Raw genomic sequence first — 16,971 nt, 5'->3', positions numbered from 1 at the left:
TTGAATCACTCGTCAGGCAGGGCAAACCGGGCAAGGTGGCTTTGGTCGCGGTGATGCGCAAAATGCTGGTGATCCTCAACGCCCGCAAACGGGATGCGGAGGCCCAGATGGCCTCCGCCTGACAAGACAGTTGCTACAGAAAGAACGAAAAGGGCGACCCATGGGCCGCCCTTCATGCTTACCGTCGAGCCCGCCAGATCAGCGTGGCGACGCCACCGCGCGGTTGCTCGAGGCACCCTTGCCCTTGCGCTTGTCCTGCTGCGCCGGGCTTGCGCCTTCGGCCATCAGGTTGTCGCTGCCGAAGTCGGTGTCCACATCCAGCCAGCGCTGTGCCGGCAGGCCGAGTGCGGAATCGAGCACGGTCGGCAGCAGGCCGCTGGGCAGGCCGCTTTCGCCATTCCACATGATGGCGATGCCGAGATCGCGTTCCGGCACCAATGCCACCAGGCCGCGGTAGCCCTGCACGGCGCCGGCATGGAACACCACGTCGTGGCCGGCATAGTCGAAGGTGCGCCAGCCCAGTGCGTAGCCGGCCGAATGCAGGCGCTCGCGGCGCCAGCCCGAACGCATCTCACCGGGGGTGTTGATCAGGCTGGAGTGCAGGGTGGCCAGCAGCGGCGCCGGCAGCACGTCAGGGCGGTGTCCGGTGTGGGCGAGCAGCCACTGCGCCATGTCGCTGGCGCTGGCATTGACGCCGGCAGCCGGGGCGACGCGGTAGTAGGTCGGCTTCGGCGTCAGCGACACCCAGCCATTGCGGCTGCGCACGTGGGGACGCGCCCAGCGCGAGCTGGCCTGGATCCCGGCTAGGCCGAGGCTGGCATCGTTCATGCCCAGCGGCTTGAAGATGCGGCGCTCGACCGACTGTTCGTAGAAGCTGCCGGAAGCGGCGTAGACAACGTCGCCGATCAGGCTGAAGGCCACGTTCTGGTAGGCGTAGCAGTCGCCCGGCAGGCACTTCAGGCTGGTGTTGGCCAGCTTCTGGGTCAGTGCGTAGTACTCTGCGTTGCCTTCGATGTCGCGGTCGTAGGCGTTGTACGGCAGGCCGACGCGGTGGCTGAGCACATCGGCCACGGTCAGGCGGTCGGTGGCTTCGGGCGAGTTGAGGCGGAAGCCCGGCACGTAATCGGTGACCTTGCTGTCCCAGCGCAGCGTGCCGTCGTTGACCAGCAGACCGGCCATGGTGCCGGCGAAGGCCTTGGACAGTGATGCCAGGCGGAACACGGTGTGCGCATCGACCGGCAGCGGATTGTTGACGTCGGTGACGCCATAGCCGCGCGCGCTGAGGATGCGGCCGCCCTGCACGATGGCCACGGCCATGCCTGGCACGCGCTCGCCATAGGTGAGCTGCTGCGCCATCGATTCGATGTTGGCGACGTTGAAGCCTGCGGCGGGCGCCTGCACCTGCGGCACCAGACCGGTGCGGTAGGCCGCCGGTTGGGTGTGGGCGACGGCGGAGGCCGCAGCGGACTCGATGTTGGCCGGCATCGGTGGCAACGGTGGCGGGGTCTGCGCGGTGGTGGACAAGGCAACGGGCATCAACATGCCCAGCAAACCGGTGGCCGCCGAACGGATCGGACGACGCAGGCTGTTCTTTTTCATCGGTTGGACCCGTGCGCGACTGCTGATGGCGATTCTAGCGCCGCTTTTCCCTTGTGCACAAACAAAGCGAAGATGAATGCGCATCTCGTTGAAAAAGTTGGAATTTTGACGCCTCCAGAGCGTGTATCGGAACGTGTCATCCGGGCCCGGTCATGACACTGCGTTGCAGCCTTCAAACGGCCACCTGCTGGCGATGTTGCAGTGCATTGGATAACGTACGCGCTTCACCGCCCCCGGAGCCTGCCATGCCGCTGTCCAACCGCCGTCTTCAGGCGAGGGACACCGCGTGAGTGCGGTACGGGGGAAAGGGCCGCTGCAGGGCCTGACGGCGGCGCTGCGCGAGTCACCGGCGCTGTGGTGGTCGTTCCTGTACTTCTTCTGCCTGCTCAGCGGCTACTACGTGCTGCGCCCGGTGCGCGAGGCGATGGCGGCTTCCGCGGACCTGGAAACAGTGTTCCCGCCCGTGCTGATTGCCTGGTTCGAGAGTCACGGCATCGCGCTGAAAGACTTCGTGCTGCAGTTCCTGTTCTCCTGCGTGTTCGTGATCATGCTGGTGCTGCAGCCGGTCTACGGCTGGCTGGTCAGCCGCTTCCCGCGTCGGGTGTTCCTGCCGGCGGTGTATGGCTTCTTCATCGTGACCCTGCTTGGCTTCTACATGATGTTCGACAGCGGCGTGCCGGGCCGTGGCATGGCCTTCTTCTTCTGGATCACCGTCTTCAACCTGTTCGCGGTGGCGGTGTTCTGGAGCTTCATGGCCGACGTGTTCTCCAATGCGCAGGCCCGGGCCTTCTACGGATACATTGGCGCGGCAGGCACCATCGGTGCCTTCCTCGGCCCGATCATCACCAGCGTGCTGGTGCAGCGGGTGGGTATTGCCAACCTGATGCTGGTATCCACCGGATTCCTGATGGTCTGCCTGTTCTGCATCTGGCGCTTGCGGCACTGGGCGGTGCTGCGCGAGCGTGAGCAGCAGCTGGTGTCGGGAGAAAAACCAATGGGCGGCAGTGTGATCGATGGCCTCAAGCTGATCGTTCGCGAACCCCTGCTGCGTTGGCTGGCGATCATGGTGCTGTTCGGTGTGGGCATTGGCACCCTTCTGTACAACCAGCAGGCCACTATCGTGCGTGCCTCATTCAATGATGCAGGCGCCGCTACCGCGTTCTTCTCGCGAATCGACTTGGCAGTGAATGCGCTGGCGTTGTTGATGCAGCTGGGCCTGACCCGCTGGCTGTTGTCCCGCCACGGGATCGCACCGGCGCTGCTGATTCCCGGCTTCGCGATCCTGATCGGCTTCTCGGTGCTGGCCGCTTCGCCGATGCCCCTGCTGGTGGCGGTGGTGCAGGTGATGACCCGCGCAAGCGAGTTCGCACTGGCCAAGCCGGCCCGCGAAACCATCTACACCCGCGTGGACCGCCAGTGGCGCTACAAGGCCGGCGCAGCCATCGACACCGTGGTCTACCGCGGTGCGGACCTGAGCTTTGCCTGGGTGCACAAGGGCCTGTCATTGTTCGGCTCGCATGTGGTGTTCATCGGCGGCATGCTGGTGGCCGCGTGCATGACCGCCGCCGCGTTCGGCGTGCTGCGCGAAGAAAAGAAACTGCCGCGCGACCGCTGATGTTCCGGGGTCAGATTCCTTTCCCACGGGTAAAGGAATCTGACCCCATTCTCCTTACCTGTCCAAGGAACCGCCCATGTACTGGATCGCACTCGCCCTGACGCTGCTGGTCGCCCTTCTGCACGTCTATTTCCTGGCACTGGAGATGTTCCTGTGGACCCGTCCGCTGGGCCTGAAGACGTTCCGCAACACGCCGGAGAAGGCAGAGACCACGCGCGTGCTGGCGGCCAACCAGGGCCTGTACAACGGCTTCCTGGCGGCAGGCATCGTGGTGGGGCTGGTGATCGGGCAGCCGGTGCTGGTGACGTTCTCGCTGGCCTGCGTGGTGGTGGCCGGGTGCTATGGCGCCTACAGCGTGAGCCGCCGCATTTTCATGATCCAGGCGGTGCCTGCGATCCTGGCGTTGGTTCTTCGCGCGGTGGCGTAGTTTCCAGCCAACGGCGCAGCCCCTCGTGGGTTGGTCGCGGAATGCTTGTCATGGGGTTGGCCGGGCGGGTTGGGTTCGCGGGGGACGCCGCAAGTACGTCCCTGTAGGCTTGGCCGCGGCATCCATGCCGCGGACACCCCCGCGAACCCAATCCGCCCGGCCCCTGACAGGTTCCGTGTGCGGCCAGCCCACGGAGAAGGAAAAAGAAGATCAAGGGCAACAGCGGGTCGCTGCGCTCGTGGGTTCTGCGCGCATGAAAAAAGCGGCCGAAGGGCCGCTTTTGCTTTTGCTCTTGCTGTTCTTTTTTCTCTTCCGTGGGTGGACGCCACAGAGATCTGTCAGAGGCTGGGGGCGGTGGGTTCGCGGGGGTGTCCGCGGCATGGATGCCGCGGCCAAGCCCCCAGGGATGGGTTTACGGCGTCCCCCGCGAATCCACCGCCCCCAGCCCCCACCGGAAATTAGTGCTTTCCGCGACCCACCGTCCACCCACGAGGGGCTGCGCCGTTCGCGGGAACACACTACTTCGCCGGTGACATCCACATGTCGATGACCGCGCTGAACACTTCCGTCCCCGCGCGGTCGCGCACGCTCACCGTCACCGGCAGCGCATAGCCCTCGGCCGCGACGACAATCGGCTGTGCCGGCAGCGCCACCGCCTGCAGCGTGCCGCGCGCCTTGGCCAGGTACTGCACCTGCATGCCCTTCGGAATCCAGCGCATGCCCTTCGGCAGCGACGCGTCGACCATCAGTCCGGCGGTCAGTTCCGCCAGGTTGCACATCGCGATCGCGTGCACCGTGCCGATGTGGTTGCGCACCCTGCGGCGGTCGGCCAGTGTGCCTTCGCAGCGGCCGTGCTCCAGGCGCGTGATGCGCGGGGCGATGCTGGCGAAGTAGGGCGCCTTGAAGCAGACCGCGCGCGAGAACAGCCAGGTGCCGGCAGGCCAGCGTTGCAGGCGGTGGTAGAGCGAGAGCAGGGGCGTGGACATGGTCGGTGTTCCGGTCGTCGGATAGAGCGACGGCGGGCCGAGGCCCGCCGTCGAAGGCAACGCGTGTGGCGGGCGATCAGGCCGCCTGCGAATGCGGGTCCTTGTGCTGGCGGTCGTAGTAGCTGGCCGCGCGCAGTTCGTGGGTGTCGAAGTCGTCCACGGTGATGGTGTCCAGGGTCAGCGTGCGCAGCTCTTCCAGCAGGCTGCGCTCGTCCTGGGTGATCACGCCTTCGGCCACGGCCTCGTCCAGCTGCGCCTTGAAGTCCAGCGCCTCGATGCCCTTGCTCTTCAGTGCCTTCAGGAACTTGCGCTCCACCGGCTCGGCCATGATCGCCTTGCTCAGGTAGCTGTTGATGCGGCCACCCGGGTTGTTCTCGCACGGGGTCAGGAACACGCCGCTGGCGAGGCGATCGCGCGCTTCGTTCGGCGCCATCAGCAGGGCGGCAACACGGCGGCTCAGGCGATCACCCGGGGCCTCGGCACGACGGCCGAGCGGGAAGATCAGCGCCCACATCAGCCAGCCGATCGGACGGATCGGGAAGTTGCGCAGGGCCGCCGACAGCGACTCTTCGATCTTGTGCACGCTGTCATGGAAGGCCCACGCCAGCAGCGGCTGGTCGGCCTGCGGCGCGCCTTCGTCGTGGTAGCGCTTGAGCATGGCGCTGGTCATGTAGACGTGGCTCAGCACGTCGCCCAGGCGGCCGGACAGCGATTCCTTGAACTTCAGCTTGCCGCCGAGGGTCATCATCGAGATGTCGGCCATCAGCGCCAGGTTGGCCGAATAACGGTCCAGCTTGCGGAAGTAGCGGCGGGTGTAGGCATCGCCCGGGGCGGCACCGAAGCGCGCGCCGGTCAGGCCGAACCAGAACGAACGCACGGCATTGGAGAGGCCGAAGCGGATGTGGCCGAACAGGCTGCGGTCGAAGTCCTGCAGGCCGGCACGGGTGTCCGGATCCTGCGCGGCCTTCATTTCCTTCAGCACCCACGGGTGGCAGAGGATCGCACCCTGGCCGAAGATCAGCAGGCTGCGGGTCATGATGTTGGCGCCTTCCACGGTGATCGCGATCGGCGCCGCCTGCCAGCTGCGGCCGGCGAAGTTGCGCGGCCCCAGGATGATGCCCTTGCCGCCGATCACGTCCATCATGTCCGAGATCACTTCACGGCTCATGTTGGTGCAGTGGTACTTGGCGATCGCCGACGGCACCGACGGCACGTCGCCGCGGTCCACGGCGGCAGCGGTGGCCTGCGACAGCGCGCTGATCTTGTACGCCTTGCCGCCGATGCGGGCCAGCGCTTCTTCCACACCCTCGAAGCGGCCGACCGACAGGCCGAACTGCTTGCGGATGCGTGCATAGGCGCCGGTCACGGCGGCACCTGCCTTGGCACCGCCGCTGGCGGTGGAGGGCAGGGTGATCGAGCGGCCCACGGCCAGGCACTCGTTGAGCATGTTCCAGCCCTTGCCGGCCATGGCAGCGCCACCGATCAGCTGGGTCAGCGGAATGAACACGTCCTTGCCGCGGATCGGGCCGTTCTGGAACGTCGAGTTCAGCGGGAAGTGGCGACGGCCGATCTCAACGCCGGCGGTGTCGCGCGGCAGCAGGCCCAGGGTGATGCCGATGTCGCGGGTATCGCCGATCAGGCCGTCCGGGTCGTACATGCGGAAGGCCAGGCCGATCAGCGAAGCAACCGGGGCCAGGGTGATGTAGCGCTTGTCGAAGGTCAGCTTGACGCCGAGCACCTGCTCGCCGTTCCACTCGCCCTTGCAGACGATGCCGTAGTCCGGAATCGAGGTGGCGTCGGAACCGGCGAACGGACCGGTCAGGCCGAAGCAGGGCACTTCGCGGCCATCGGCCAGGCGCGGCAGGTACTGGTCCTTCTGTTCCTGGGTGCCGTAATGCACCAGCAGTTCACCCGGGCCCAGCGAGTTCGGCACGCCGACGGTGGAGCTGACCACCGAGGACACCGAGGCCAGCTTCTGGATCACCTTGTGGTGGGCCAGCGCGGAGAAGCCCAGGCCGCCGTATTCCTTCGGGATGATCATGCCGAAGAACTTGTTCTTCTTGATGAAGGCCCACAGCTCCGGCGGCAGGTCGGCGTGGACATGGGTGATTTCCCAGTCGTTGACCATCGTGCACAGCTCTTCGACCGGGCCATCGAGGAAGGCCTGTTCTTCGGCGGTCAGCTGCGGCTTCGGATAGTTGAGCAGGATGTTCCAGTCCGGATCACCGGTGAACAGCTCACCCTCGAAGCCGACCGAGCCGGTTTCCAGCGCGATGCGTTCGGTCTGCGACAGCGGCGGCAGCACCTTGCGGAACACCTTCATCATCGGGCCGGTCAGCAGCGGCTTGCGGATGAACGGCAGCAGCAGCGGCACGGCGATGACGGCCAACACGGCGGCAGCCACGATCGTGGCGGTCTGGTTGACGTAGGGGATGAACCAGCAGGCGACCAGCAGGGCCACGCTGATCAGCGTCCAGGTAACCAGCCGCATGCGGTGGTAGGCGACGAACGCGCCTGCCAGCAGCAGGGCGAGGAAGGGAAGAACGATGCTCATGAGCGTGCTCCGGTGACGTGCTCGTTTGTGGCGGACGAAGCCGCAGCATCCGCTGCGGGCAACACGTCCAGATAGTCCAACACAGTAGCGGTAAAGGCGTCGTTGTCATCGCCGGCGACCATGTGCGTGGCCTGCGGCAGCTGTACATGACGCGCGTGCGGCGCCAACGCCAGGAATTCGGCCACGGTCTGTGGCGTGACCAGATCGCTGCGGCCGCCGCTGACCAACAGCAGCGGGCACTTCACCTGGCGTGCGGCCTCGGCCAGCGCATCCTGGTGCTGCTCGCTGTCGCGCGCCAGTTCGGCCACCAGGCGCGGGTCCCAGTGCCAGCGCCAGCGGCCGTGGCCGTCCTCGCGCAGCAATGCGCGCAGCGACTGCTCGGATTTGCGCGGACGGTGCGGCATGTAGGCCGAGATCACATCGGCGGCCTGGGTGAGCGAGGCGAAGCCGTCGGGATGGGCGGTCATGAAGGCCAGGATGCGTTCAACGCCGGCGGTATCCCAGCGCGGGGTTATGTCCACCAACACCATCGCCGAGAACAGGCCCGGCCAGCGTGATTCGGCCAGCAGGCCGAACAGGCCGCCCATCGAGGCTGCAACCAGCACCGGCGGGCGCGGCTGTTCCCCGGCCAGCACGATGAGGTCATCAGCGAACTGTTCGCCGTGATAGGGCAGTTCGGCGGCATTCCAGTCCGAATCGCCGTGGCCACGAGCGTCGTAGGCCAATGTCTGCAGTCCCGCCGCAGACAGGGCCCGCGCGGTGGCGTTCCAGGCATGCCGGGTCTGGCCGAAGCCATGCGCGAACAACACCCGGCCACGGCGGCCATGGTCGCTGGCAGTCGCAGCCAGGCGCGCGCCATGGGCGGCCTCCAGGCGAAGATCATGGAACGCAGCGGGAGTAGGGGACGTAACCATACTTGCTAGTATGGATCGCTTGTGAGGGAAGTCAATACTGCACGGTATGGTGCGCTGCGGCAGGTGCCCGGGCGGGCGCCGCGACGGTTTCGGCCGCAACCGCGTACTGCAACGAACCCCGGCGTATGGTTAAATCAGCCCATGAATCAACCTGACGCTTCCGCCGGCGAACCGCGCGCCGGCCGCAACAGCCGCCTGAGTGCCGAAGACTGGGCCCAGGCAGCTCTCGATCTGATTGCTGAACAAGGTGTGGGTGCCGTCGCGGTGGAACCGTTGGCGCGGCGCCTGGGTGTGACCAAGGGCAGTTTCTACTGGCACTTCCCGTCGCGTGATGCGCTGCTGCAGGCCGCGCTGGAACGCTGGGAACTGTTCGAACAGGAACAGGTGTTCGGCAGCCTGGAGGATGTGCCGGATCCGCGCGTGCGCCTGCGCCAGTTGTTCCAGATGGTGGCGCACGAAGTGCAGCCGCACATCATCTACAGCGAACTGCTGAAGGCGCTGGACCACCCGATGGTGCGCCCGGTGATCGACCGCGTGTCGCAGCGCCGGCTCGACTACCTGGTTGCTTCGTTCCGCCAGGCCGGGCTCAGCTCCACCGATGCACGGCATCGCGCACGCCTGGCCTATGCAGCCTACGTTGGCTTCCTGCAGCTTTCGCTGCAGCTGCAGCAACCCAAGCAGGCCCGCGAGGATTTCGAGGCCTATGTCGAGCATCTGATCGAGACGCTCATTCCCAGCTGAATGGGAAAACGGCGCCCTGCAAGTGCCGAATGCGCCTTGCAGGGCGACCTCAATGCGCCAACGTATGTCGTAGTGAGACTGGTTTCACGCGATTTGGGCGTTTTCTTAACGACTCTTTAATTCCAGATCAAGTGTGGCTACTATCGGGTCACCAGCCGTTTTTTGTGCCTCCCTTTTGGGGTACGTCGGTTGGACTCAGCACACAACCCAAGATCCATGGAGAGAGAGCCCATGAAGTTGAACAGCAACAAGCTGCGCGATGCTGTGTGCGTTGCGCTGGCCGCCAGCGCCGCATCCGTTGCCGGCACCGGTGTGGCGTCTGCCCAGACCGCCACCAACCTGGACCGCATCGAAGTCACCGGTTCGCGCATCCGTACCGTCGACGTCGAAACCGCCCAGCCTGTCCTGACCCTCAGCCGCGCCGACATCGACAAGCAGGGCTTCTCGTCGGTCGCTGACATCCTGCAGAACATCAGCGCCGTGGGTACGCCGCCGATCAGCCGTGCCCAGCCGCTGTCCTCGGGCGAAGCCGTCGGCGGCACCTACATCAGCCTGCGTGACCTGGGCGCCACCCGCACCCTGGTGCTGCTCAACGGCAAGCGCCTGGGCATCACCACCGGTGGCCTGCAGGACATCTCGACCGTGCCGGTCTCGGCCATCGAGCGCATCGAAGTGCTGAAGGACGGCGCTTCGTCGATCTACGGTTCCGATGCCATCGCCGGCGTCATCAACATCATCACCCGTACCAACTTCGAAGGCGCTACCGGCAGCGTCTACTACGGCCAGTACAGTGAAGGCGACGGTGCCACCCGCACCATGGACTTCACCATGGGCGTGAAGGGTGAGCGCGGTTCGCTGACCATCGGTGCCGAGTACGCCAAGGAAGACAAGGTGGCCGCGGCGGATCGTCCGTACGGCGCCTTCCCGCGCAGCGCCAACCATCCGGACTTCGGCTGGACCACCGTCGGTGAGTTCGGCGGTTTCGTCAGCCGTCCGGCCGATGGCCTGCCGGGCGTCACCTATCCGGCGGCCAGCGCGAGCAACCCGAACCGCGAAGTGCGCGTGATCCTGCGTGAGGGCGGCAACGCGAGCAACAAGGCCGACTACGTCGCGCAGAACGTCAACAGCTTCTCCACCAAGGACAAGACCAACACCAACCTGCAGACCGACCTGCGTACCCCGCAGGAGCGCCGTGCGGTGTTCGTCGATGGCATCTACGACCTGACCGACAACGTGCGCCTGCGCACCAACATGCTGTACAGCTTCCGCGATTCGAACCGCCAGATCGCCGGCTATCCGTACGGCGCACTGGCCTTCGGTTCGCCGATTTCGGCCAGCAGTGTGTTCAATCCGCTGGGTGCTGACATCGCCAACTGGTGGCGTCGTACTTCGGAAGTGCCGCGCAACACCCGCGCCGAGCTGACCACCTTCCGCTTCAGCGGCGGCCTGGAAGGCAGCTTCGAGTTCTCCGACCGCCTGTTCGACTGGGATGTCGGCTACCTGTACAACAACAACAAGCTGGTCCAGACCAGCACCGGCGACCTCAACCTGACCGCGCTGCGTGCGGCCGTGGGTCCGTCGTTCATCAACAGCAGCGGCGTGGCGCAGTGCGGTACCGTGGCCAACCCGATCGGGCTGAACCAGTGCGTGCCGTACAACCCGTTCCTGCATGCCGGCATCCAGAGCAATGGTGCCAACGGCGCATTGACCGGCAATACCGCCCTGCAGAACCTGCTGTTCCCGTCCGCGCACTCCACCGCCGAGACCACCACCAAGGTCGTCACCGCCAACCTGGCCGGCAGCCTGTTCACCCTGCCTGCCGGTGACCTGGGCTTCGCCGTGGGTATCGAACACCGCAAGGAAACGGGCAGCTTCAGCCCGGACGCGCTGGTGCAGTCGGGCAACACCTCCGGCCTGGCCAACTTCCCGACCGGTGGTGGCTACAAGGTTGACGAAGTCTATGCCGAGTTCAACGTGCCGATCCTGGCCGACCTGCCGGGCGCCCGCGAGCTGAGCCTCAACGCGGCCACCCGTCATTCGGACTACGACACCTTCGGCACCACGCTGAACAGCAAGTTCGGCTTCAAGTGGAAGCCGATCGACTCGCTGCTCATCCGCGGTACCTGGGCGGAGGGCTTCCGTGCCCCGACCATCGCCGACCTGTACAGCGGCGGTTCGCAGTCGTTCGACTTCTTCACCGATCCGTGCGATTCGGTTTACGGTGCAGCGCGCACCAACGCTGCGGTGCGTGCCCGTTGCGCCGCTGCACTGCCGGCCGGCGTAAGTGCGGCCACCTTCCGCCAGCAGCAGCAGGGCTTCACCCCGACCACCGCTGCATCGTCGCAGACCCCGCTGGCCTTCGTCTCCGGCTCCAACGACCAGCTGACCCCGGAAACCTCGACGTCCAAGACCCTGGGCTTCGTCTGGAGCCCGGGTTTCATCCAGAACTTCAACATGTCGCTGGACTGGTGGGAAATCCGCGTCGAGAACACCATCATCTCGGACACGGCCAACCTGATCCTCAACGACTGCTACGTCAACGACATCGCGGCACGCTGCTCGGCGTTCACGCGTGATCCGGTGACCGGCATCGTCAACAACCTCAAGCGCACCGGCATCAACGCCGGCTACCGCGAGGTGGAAGGCTTCGACCTGGATGTCAGCTACCGCCTGCCGACCGATCGTTTCGGCAACTTCAGCGCGCAGTGGACCAGCACCTACACCTCGCGTGATGACCTGGTCACCACCAAGAACGCGGTCACCCACCCGAACCCCCGCACCGGCGTGGGCTGGGCTGGCTACGCCTTCCGCGTGCGTTCGAACCTGAACCTGGGTTGGGAAATGGGTGACTTCGGCGCCAGCTGGACCGTCCGTTACTTCTCCGGCATGAAGGAAGCGTGCCTGAGTGCCGTGACGTTCCCGGAAGAGTGCAACCTGCCGAACTACGCTTCGCCGAACAACCAGGGCGTGGCGGTGGGCAGCGCGACCAACCAGCGTGGCGCGACCGTGTTCAACGACGTCCAGCTGCGCTGGAACGCACCGTGGAATGCGACCGTGGCCGTGGGTGCCAACAACGTGTTCGGCCGCGTGGGCCCGACCATGTACAGCCAGCCGAGCGCGAACGTCTCCTACTACGGTGGCTTCGACATCGGTCGCTTCCTGTACATGAAGTACACCCAGCGCTTCTGATCGCGGCGTAATCCGTACGTGTGACATGGCCACGCCCCGAAAGGGGCGTGGCTTTTTTCATGGGCGCGAAGGCGATGCATGCCTGGCGCACGAGCGGAAGCTACGCGCAGCGCGATGCTGGTGGCGGTGGCACCATGGAAAAAGGGAGGGCGTTCGGCAGCGTTGCCGCTGCGACGAGACCAGGGGCTTTAGAGGTCCTGCTCGTAGCGTACGTACGGCACGGTGCCGTCGTCGTTGCTTTCGTTGCGTGGCGAGAACGGATTCTTGCCGCGGCTGATCACGTTCTCGGCGCCCACGGTGAGCTGGCCGGACCACGGCGTGCGCCAGGTCAGGCCGATGCCCAGGCCTTCCCACTTGCCGGGCTTGCCCGGCACGTCGATGACGCGGCCGATGATGCTGCCGGTGAAATTGCCGTAGCCGGCGCCGATGCTCAGGCTCTTGCTGTCCCAGCGGTCGGCGATGGCCGGCGAAGCGTCGGACAGCGGTACCAGGCGGGCCTTGGCGTAGGTGCCGGCGATGGAAACGAAGCCTTCGCGGCCGATGTTCTTCTGCGCGAACACGGTCAGGTCATTCTGCTCGGCGCGCAGCGAAGGGGTCTTGTTCGGGCCTGCGAGCCATGCCGGCAGGGTTTCACGGCCGGTTCCGGCGGTGATGCCGAGGCGGCTGCTGCCACGGTTCAACGCGGCGGTGCCGGTGAAGCGCCGGCTGTTGAGGTCGTCCTCGTCGCCGAGGCTGGCAAGCATGCAGTGACTGGCCAGACCGCTCATGCTGGTCCCGCTGCTGCTGCAGAGCAGGCCCAGCGAATCGCCGGAGGACAGGCCAAAGGCCGCATCCAGCGAGTTGCGGCCGAAATGCCAGCGCGCCCCGGCCGCCTGTTCACCGGTCGGCTCAAGGTACAGCAGGGCCTCGACCTTGCCGCTGCCCTTGTTCCATACCGGCAGCACGGTGCGGGTGTCCTTGCTCTGCGCATGCACGCCCGTGATCGCGCCAAGGGCGATCATCATGGCCAGCGGTAGACGCAGGAAGGTACGCATCGAACCAGTTCAGACAGGAAAGGACAACGGAAGTTCCCGCAGATACGGGAACTTGATCGTAGGGTGTTTATGAATTCTTAACAAGCCTTGATCCCCCCAGATGCAAGACAAGCTGTTTTACTGAAGCCGTTCAGGTGCCGGCACGGTCCCCTCGGCACCGTGGAACAGTATGCCGAACTCCGTCAACGGAAAGTGATACTCCCGCCCGCAGAATTCGCAACGGACCTCGACGGCGCCGGTGTCTGCAGCGGCGGCACGGGCCTCGTCCTCACCCAGCGACTGCAGCATCGACGCGACCCGCTCACGCGAGCACGAACAGGCGAAGGACAGCGGCTTTTCGCCCATCAGCGCCGGCTTCTCCTCGTGGAACAGGCGGTGCAGCAGCTGCTCGGCCGGGGTGGCCAGCAGTTCGGCCTTGCCCAGGGTCTCGAACAGGGCACTGGCGCGCGCCCAGCCGTCCTCGTCGCCTTCGTCGCCCGGCAGCTTCTGCAGCAGCAGGCCGGCGGCGCCATTGCGGTCGGCGGCCAGCAGCAGGCGGGTCGGCAGCTGCTCGGACTGGCGGAAGTAGTCCTCGAAGGCTTCGTCCAGCTCCGGTGCGGTCAGTCCGACCAGGCTCTGGTAGCGCTGTGGTTCACGCGGGTCCAGGCCCGGGTTCTCGATGGTGATCGCGAGCAGGGCGTCATCGCCAAGGCTGGACAGGTCGCGCGGCGCGTCGGCGCCTTCACTGAGCTGGGCGATGCCGCGCAGGGTACCGGCGGCGGTGCACTCGGCGAACAGGGTGCGCAGGGCGGTGCTGCTGCGCAGCTGGATCGACAGGCGTCCGTCGATCTTGGTGTGGCCGGTGAACAGCGCCGAAGCCACGCAGGCCTCGCCCAGCAGCTCGGCAGCGGTATCCGGGTACTCGGCGTGGGACAGGATTTCCTGCCAGGTGGCCTGCAGGCGCACGTGGACGCCACGGACGCCAGCGTCGGGGAGCAGGAAGCGGATCAGGGAATCGGGGTTGGCGGTCATCGGCTCACATCGCGCGTAAACGGGGGCGGTTGCCGGATAATGCGCCGACAACCAGATAGAAGAAGGATGCACCAGTAATGGGGGCAGGGGGAGAGCAGCACAAGGTGGAAGCCGTCGCAGAAGGCCCGCGCCGCAGGCGCTGGCGCTGGAAACGGCTGCTGTGGCTGCCGGTGCTGCTGGCTGCTTTCAGCTGCCTGCAGGTCCTGGTGCTGCGGTTCATCGACCCGCCCGTATCCACCGTGATGCTGTGGCGCTACGCAGAGGCGCTGGGCGAGGCGGGCTGGTCCTATCGCCTGCATTACCAGTGGCGCGACCTTGACCAGATGGCGCCGAGCCTGCCCATCTCGCTGGTGGCGGCCGAGGACCAGCGCTTCCCCGACCACAACGGCTTCGACCTGCAGGCGATCGAGAAGGCGCGCGACCACAATGCCAAGGGCGGGCGCCTGCGCGGTGCCAGCACGATCAGCCAGCAGGTGGCCAAGAACCTGTTCCTGTGGCAGGGGCGCAGCTGGGTGCGCAAGGGCCTGGAGGTCTGGTACACGGTGCTGATCGAAGCGCTGTGGCCGAAGGAACGCATCCTGGAGATGTACGCCAACATCGCCGAGTTCGGCGACGGTGTCTATGGCGCGCAGGCGGCAGCGCAGACGTTCTGGGGCAAGGATGCGGCGCGGCTGAGTCCGGCCGAGAGCGCGCGGCTGGCAGCGGTGCTGCCGGCGCCACGGCGCTACAACGCCGCAAAGCCCGGGCCGTACGTGCAGCGGCGCGCCGCCTGGATCCAGCGCCAGGCACGGCAGCTGGGTGGGGCCGCGTACCTGTCGGACGAGTGAGCGCGCGCCGCCTGATCTGTGGGCGGCGGCAACGTACAATCCGGGCATGACCCGCGAACGGCTCACTTTCGTCATCGCCGCCTACAACGAGGCCCTGGCACTGCCGTTGCTGCATCCGCGGTTGTGCGCGGTACTCGATGCGCTGCCCGACATCGACGGCCACATCCTGTACGTGGACGACGGCAGCCATGACGGGACCTGGGAGGTGATCGCCCGCCTGGCGCAGGCCGACGCGCGGGTCTCCGCACTGAAGCTGTCGCGCAATTTCGGCAAGGAAGCGGCATTGACCGCTGGCCTGGACCTGGTGCGCGAAGGTGCGGCGATGATCCTCGACGCCGATGGCCAGGATCCGCCTGAACTGGTGCCGCAGTTCATCGCGCGCTGGCGCGAGGGCCATGACAACGTCTATGGCACGCGCCTGGCGCGCGATGGCGAGGCCTGGATCAAGCGTGCCACGGCGGCGATCTTCTACCGCGTGATGGGTCGCCTTTCGCGTACGCCGATCCCGGCCGACACCGGGGATTTCCGCCTGCTGTCTCCGCGCGCGCTGAGTGCGCTGCGCGAGATGCGTGAGCGCCATCGTTTCATGAAGGGGCTTTTCAGCTGGGTGGGCTTCAAGCGCGTGGCGGTGCCCTATCACCGCCACGCACGCGTGGCCGGCACCAGCAAGTTCAGCCTGTGGCGGCTGTGGAACTTCGCCCTGGAAGGCATTACCGGGTTTTCGACGGTGCCGCTGCGTGCGGCGACGTACCTGGGGCTGGCAACCGCGGCGGTGGCCTTCGTGTTCGGCCTGTGGGTGATCGTCAAGGCTGCGCTGTACGGCGACCGGGTGGCGGGCTGGCCGACGATGATGGCGGTGATCCTGTTCCTGGGCGGGGTGCAGCTGATCGCGCTGGGGCTGATCGGCGAGTACCTGGGGCGGCTGTACGAAGAGTCCAAGCAGCGGCCGTTGTACCTGGTTGACGCGTGGCTAGCATCGTCCGTGGCAGACTCGGCCCTGCAACCCACCCTCGGAGGGCAGGCGGATGACCACGGTACGGCAACTGTTGGACGGCAAGTCTCCTGAAGTACATGCGGTCGCGCCGGATGCGGCGGTGATCGATGCGATCCGGTTGATGGCGGAAAAGGGCATTGGTGCGGTGCTGGTGATGGACGGCCCGAGGCTGGTCGGCATCCTGTCCGAGCGCGATTACGCGCGCAAGGTTGTGCTGCGTGATCGTTCTTCGCGCGATACGGCGGTAGCGGAGATCATGACGGCGCAGGTGGTGACGGTGTCGCCGGGCGAGCAGGTGGAGCATTGCCTGCAGCTGGTGACCGACTACCGCATCCGCCACCTGCCGGTGGTGGAGGGCGCGCAGGTGCTGGGGGTGATCTCGATCGGTGACCTGGTGAAGTCGGTGATCGATGCGCAGCGGCGCGAGCTGGATCAGCTGCAGCAGTACATCGTTGCGGGGTGAGTTTTTCGCTGGCGGGCCTGCGGCCCGCCGGCCCGCTTTTCGAAGCTCAAAGCCAAAGCCAAAGCCAAAGCAGCGCCTTCCTGATACGTTGGGAGGCGGAGGGTGCGGCTGGTCAGGACACGCCGTAAACCCATCCATGGGGGCTCGATGGCGCCATCCATGGCGCCAACGGTCCTGCCCAGCCGCACCCTCCGCCTCTGGACACGTTCCCGCGAGCGCGGTGCCTCGCCTTTGGTGGGTGCCAACCTTGGTTGGCAACGGCTTTTGATTTTGCTCTTTCTTTTGACTTTGAATTTCCGCTCTCGTTCCGCGCGCGCAGGAAACTGTCGGGAGGGGGACGGGTGACGCAGGCAGGACCGTTGGCGCCATGGGCCTGAGGCATGCCTCGGGCGGGTTGGGCAGGACGCCCACCCCTGGTCTTGCCGTGTGCGCAGGACAGCGCACACGAGCAAGGCGCCATCGAGCCTTATCTGATGGGAATCTGGCAGCGTAGGTGCCGAGAGCCGGCGTGGGCCGCCGTACAAGCCTGGATCTCGACGATCGCCATGTAGCTTGGCGCCCACGCCGGAATCTCCCTTGATCCGCCCGAACAGTTGCTGGAGCTGACACTCGCAGTG

13 protein-coding genes and 1 pseudogene are annotated in these 16,971 nt (G+C 66.1%); 8 read left to right on the top strand and 6 right to left on the bottom strand.

Going from position 1 to position 16,971, the window contains the following annotated elements; all coding sequences use genetic code 11:
* A pseudogene (locus tag AC5P88_RS20375) lies at window positions 1–122 on the top strand (IS110 family transposase); the annotation flags it as partial.
* A 76-nt stretch (window positions 123–198) separates the two neighbouring features.
* Here the strand turns inward: AC5P88_RS20375 and AC5P88_RS20370 are convergent.
* A complete protein-coding gene (locus AC5P88_RS20370) occupies window positions 199–1,599 on the bottom strand; it encodes a serine hydrolase domain-containing protein (RefSeq protein ID WP_495225887.1) in 1,401 nt (466 codons plus the stop codon).
* A gap of 286 nt (window positions 1,600–1,885) precedes the next feature.
* Here AC5P88_RS20370 and AC5P88_RS20365 point away from each other — a divergent pair, with 286 nt between their 5' ends.
* Window positions 1,886–3,214, top strand: a complete 1,329-nt coding sequence (locus AC5P88_RS20365; protein WP_495225886.1) for an NTP/NDP exchange transporter — start codon at window positions 1,886–1,888, stop codon at window positions 3,212–3,214.
* Window positions 3,215–3,290: 76 nt separating this feature from the next.
* Window positions 3,291–3,641, top strand: a complete 351-nt coding sequence (locus tag AC5P88_RS20360) for a DUF1304 domain-containing protein (RefSeq protein ID WP_478446265.1) — start codon at window positions 3,291–3,293, stop codon at window positions 3,639–3,641.
* Between the two features lie 518 nt (window positions 3,642–4,159).
* On the opposite strand, the gene AC5P88_RS20355 is transcribed toward AC5P88_RS20360, so the two are convergent.
* The 3 genes from AC5P88_RS20355 to AC5P88_RS20345 form a co-directional block, all read right to left on the bottom strand.
* Window positions 4,160–4,627: a hotdog fold domain-containing protein gene (locus tag AC5P88_RS20355; protein ID WP_111204766.1), complete on the bottom strand. Its 468-nt coding sequence runs from the start codon at window positions 4,625–4,627 to the stop codon at window positions 4,160–4,162.
* A gap of 76 nt (window positions 4,628–4,703) precedes the next feature.
* Window positions 4,704–7,181: an acyl-CoA dehydrogenase gene (locus tag AC5P88_RS20350; RefSeq protein WP_495225885.1), complete on the bottom strand. Its 2,478-nt coding sequence runs from the start codon at window positions 7,179–7,181 to the stop codon at window positions 4,704–4,706.
* Window positions 7,178–8,095, bottom strand: a complete 918-nt coding sequence (locus tag AC5P88_RS20345) for an alpha/beta fold hydrolase (RefSeq protein WP_106551265.1) — start codon at window positions 8,093–8,095, stop codon at window positions 7,178–7,180. Before AC5P88_RS20345 ends, AC5P88_RS20350 begins: the two co-directional genes overlap by 4 nt.
* 141 nt (window positions 8,096–8,236) lie before the next feature.
* On the opposite strand from AC5P88_RS20345, the gene AC5P88_RS20340 reads away from it, so the two are divergent.
* Window positions 8,237–8,836 (top strand): TetR/AcrR family transcriptional regulator, encoded by a 600-nt coding sequence (locus tag AC5P88_RS20340; RefSeq protein WP_005410690.1) that lies wholly within the window; start codon window positions 8,237–8,239, stop codon window positions 8,834–8,836.
* 231 nt (window positions 8,837–9,067) lie between these two features.
* Entirely contained in the window at window positions 9,068–12,025 is a 2,958-nt protein-coding gene (locus AC5P88_RS20335; protein WP_495225884.1) for a TonB-dependent receptor domain-containing protein, read from the top strand.
* A 188-nt stretch (window positions 12,026–12,213) separates the two neighbouring features.
* Here the strand turns inward: AC5P88_RS20335 and AC5P88_RS20330 are convergent, their stop codons facing one another.
* Window positions 12,214–13,026, bottom strand: coding sequence for an XOO1806 family protein (locus tag AC5P88_RS20330; RefSeq protein WP_181358256.1), 813 nt, complete (start codon window positions 13,024–13,026; stop codon window positions 12,214–12,216).
* A gap of 150 nt (window positions 13,027–13,176) precedes the next feature.
* The gene (hslO, locus tag AC5P88_RS20325) at window positions 13,177–14,070 is read right to left on the bottom strand and encodes an Hsp33 family molecular chaperone HslO (RefSeq protein WP_099555274.1); all 894 of its coding nucleotides are present in this window, start codon (window positions 14,068–14,070) and stop codon (window positions 13,177–13,179) included.
* Window positions 14,071–14,147: 77 nt separating this feature from the next.
* Here hslO and mtgA point away from each other — a divergent pair, with 77 nt between their 5' ends.
* The 3 genes from mtgA to AC5P88_RS20310 are packed head-to-tail and all read left to right on the top strand — an operon-like array spanning window position 14,148 to window position 16,354.
* Window positions 14,148–14,897: a monofunctional biosynthetic peptidoglycan transglycosylase gene (mtgA, locus tag AC5P88_RS20320; RefSeq protein WP_495225883.1), complete on the top strand. Its 750-nt coding sequence runs from the start codon at window positions 14,148–14,150 to the stop codon at window positions 14,895–14,897.
* A gap of 46 nt (window positions 14,898–14,943) precedes the next feature.
* Complete coding sequence (locus AC5P88_RS20315) at window positions 14,944–15,963, top strand: glycosyltransferase family 2 protein (protein WP_099555279.1); 1,020 nt, start codon at window positions 14,944–14,946, stop codon at window positions 15,961–15,963.
* Window positions 15,923–16,354, top strand: a complete 432-nt coding sequence (locus AC5P88_RS20310; RefSeq protein ID WP_495225882.1) for a CBS domain-containing protein — start codon at window positions 15,923–15,925, stop codon at window positions 16,352–16,354. Before AC5P88_RS20315 ends, AC5P88_RS20310 begins: the two co-directional genes overlap by 41 nt.
* The last annotated feature ends 617 nt before the right edge of the window (window positions 16,355–16,971 follow it).

The organism is Stenotrophomonas sp. YJH_SMC_8 (assembly GCF_059371315.1).
The sequence above is the reverse complement of the archived record's forward strand: the minus strand, read 5'-3'. Positions and strand labels throughout refer to the sequence as shown.

Bases quoted from the DNA above. Each gene is read 5' to 3' on its own strand.
- AC5P88_RS20370 (WP_495225887.1), bottom strand. From the start codon at position 1,599: ATGAAAAAGAACAGCCTGCGTCGTCCGATCCGTTCGGCGGCCACCGGT.
- AC5P88_RS20340 (WP_005410690.1), top strand. From the start codon at position 8,237: ATGAATCAACCTGACGCTTCCGCCGGCGAACCGCGCGCCGGCCGCAAC.
- AC5P88_RS20310 (WP_495225882.1), top strand. From the start codon at position 15,923: ATGACCACGGTACGGCAACTGTTGGACGGCAAGTCTCCTGAAGTACAT.
- AC5P88_RS20345 (WP_106551265.1), bottom strand. From the start codon at position 8,095: ATGGTTACGTCCCCTACTCCCGCTGCGTTCCATGATCTTCGCCTGGAG.
- AC5P88_RS20315 (WP_099555279.1), top strand. From the start codon at position 14,944: ATGACCCGCGAACGGCTCACTTTCGTCATCGCCGCCTACAACGAGGCC.
- AC5P88_RS20350 (WP_495225885.1), bottom strand. From the start codon at position 7,181: ATGAGCATCGTTCTTCCCTTCCTCGCCCTGCTGCTGGCAGGCGCGTTC.
- hslO (WP_099555274.1), bottom strand. From the start codon at position 14,070: ATGACCGCCAACCCCGATTCCCTGATCCGCTTCCTGCTCCCCGACGCT.
- AC5P88_RS20355 (WP_111204766.1), bottom strand. From the start codon at position 4,627: ATGTCCACGCCCCTGCTCTCGCTCTACCACCGCCTGCAACGCTGGCCT.
- AC5P88_RS20335 (WP_495225884.1), top strand. From the start codon at position 9,068: ATGAAGTTGAACAGCAACAAGCTGCGCGATGCTGTGTGCGTTGCGCTG.
- AC5P88_RS20360 (WP_478446265.1), top strand. From the start codon at position 3,291: ATGTACTGGATCGCACTCGCCCTGACGCTGCTGGTCGCCCTTCTGCAC.
- AC5P88_RS20330 (WP_181358256.1), bottom strand. From the start codon at position 13,026: ATGATCGCCCTTGGCGCGATCACGGGCGTGCATGCGCAGAGCAAGGAC.
- mtgA (WP_495225883.1), top strand. From the start codon at position 14,148: ATGGGGGCAGGGGGAGAGCAGCACAAGGTGGAAGCCGTCGCAGAAGGC.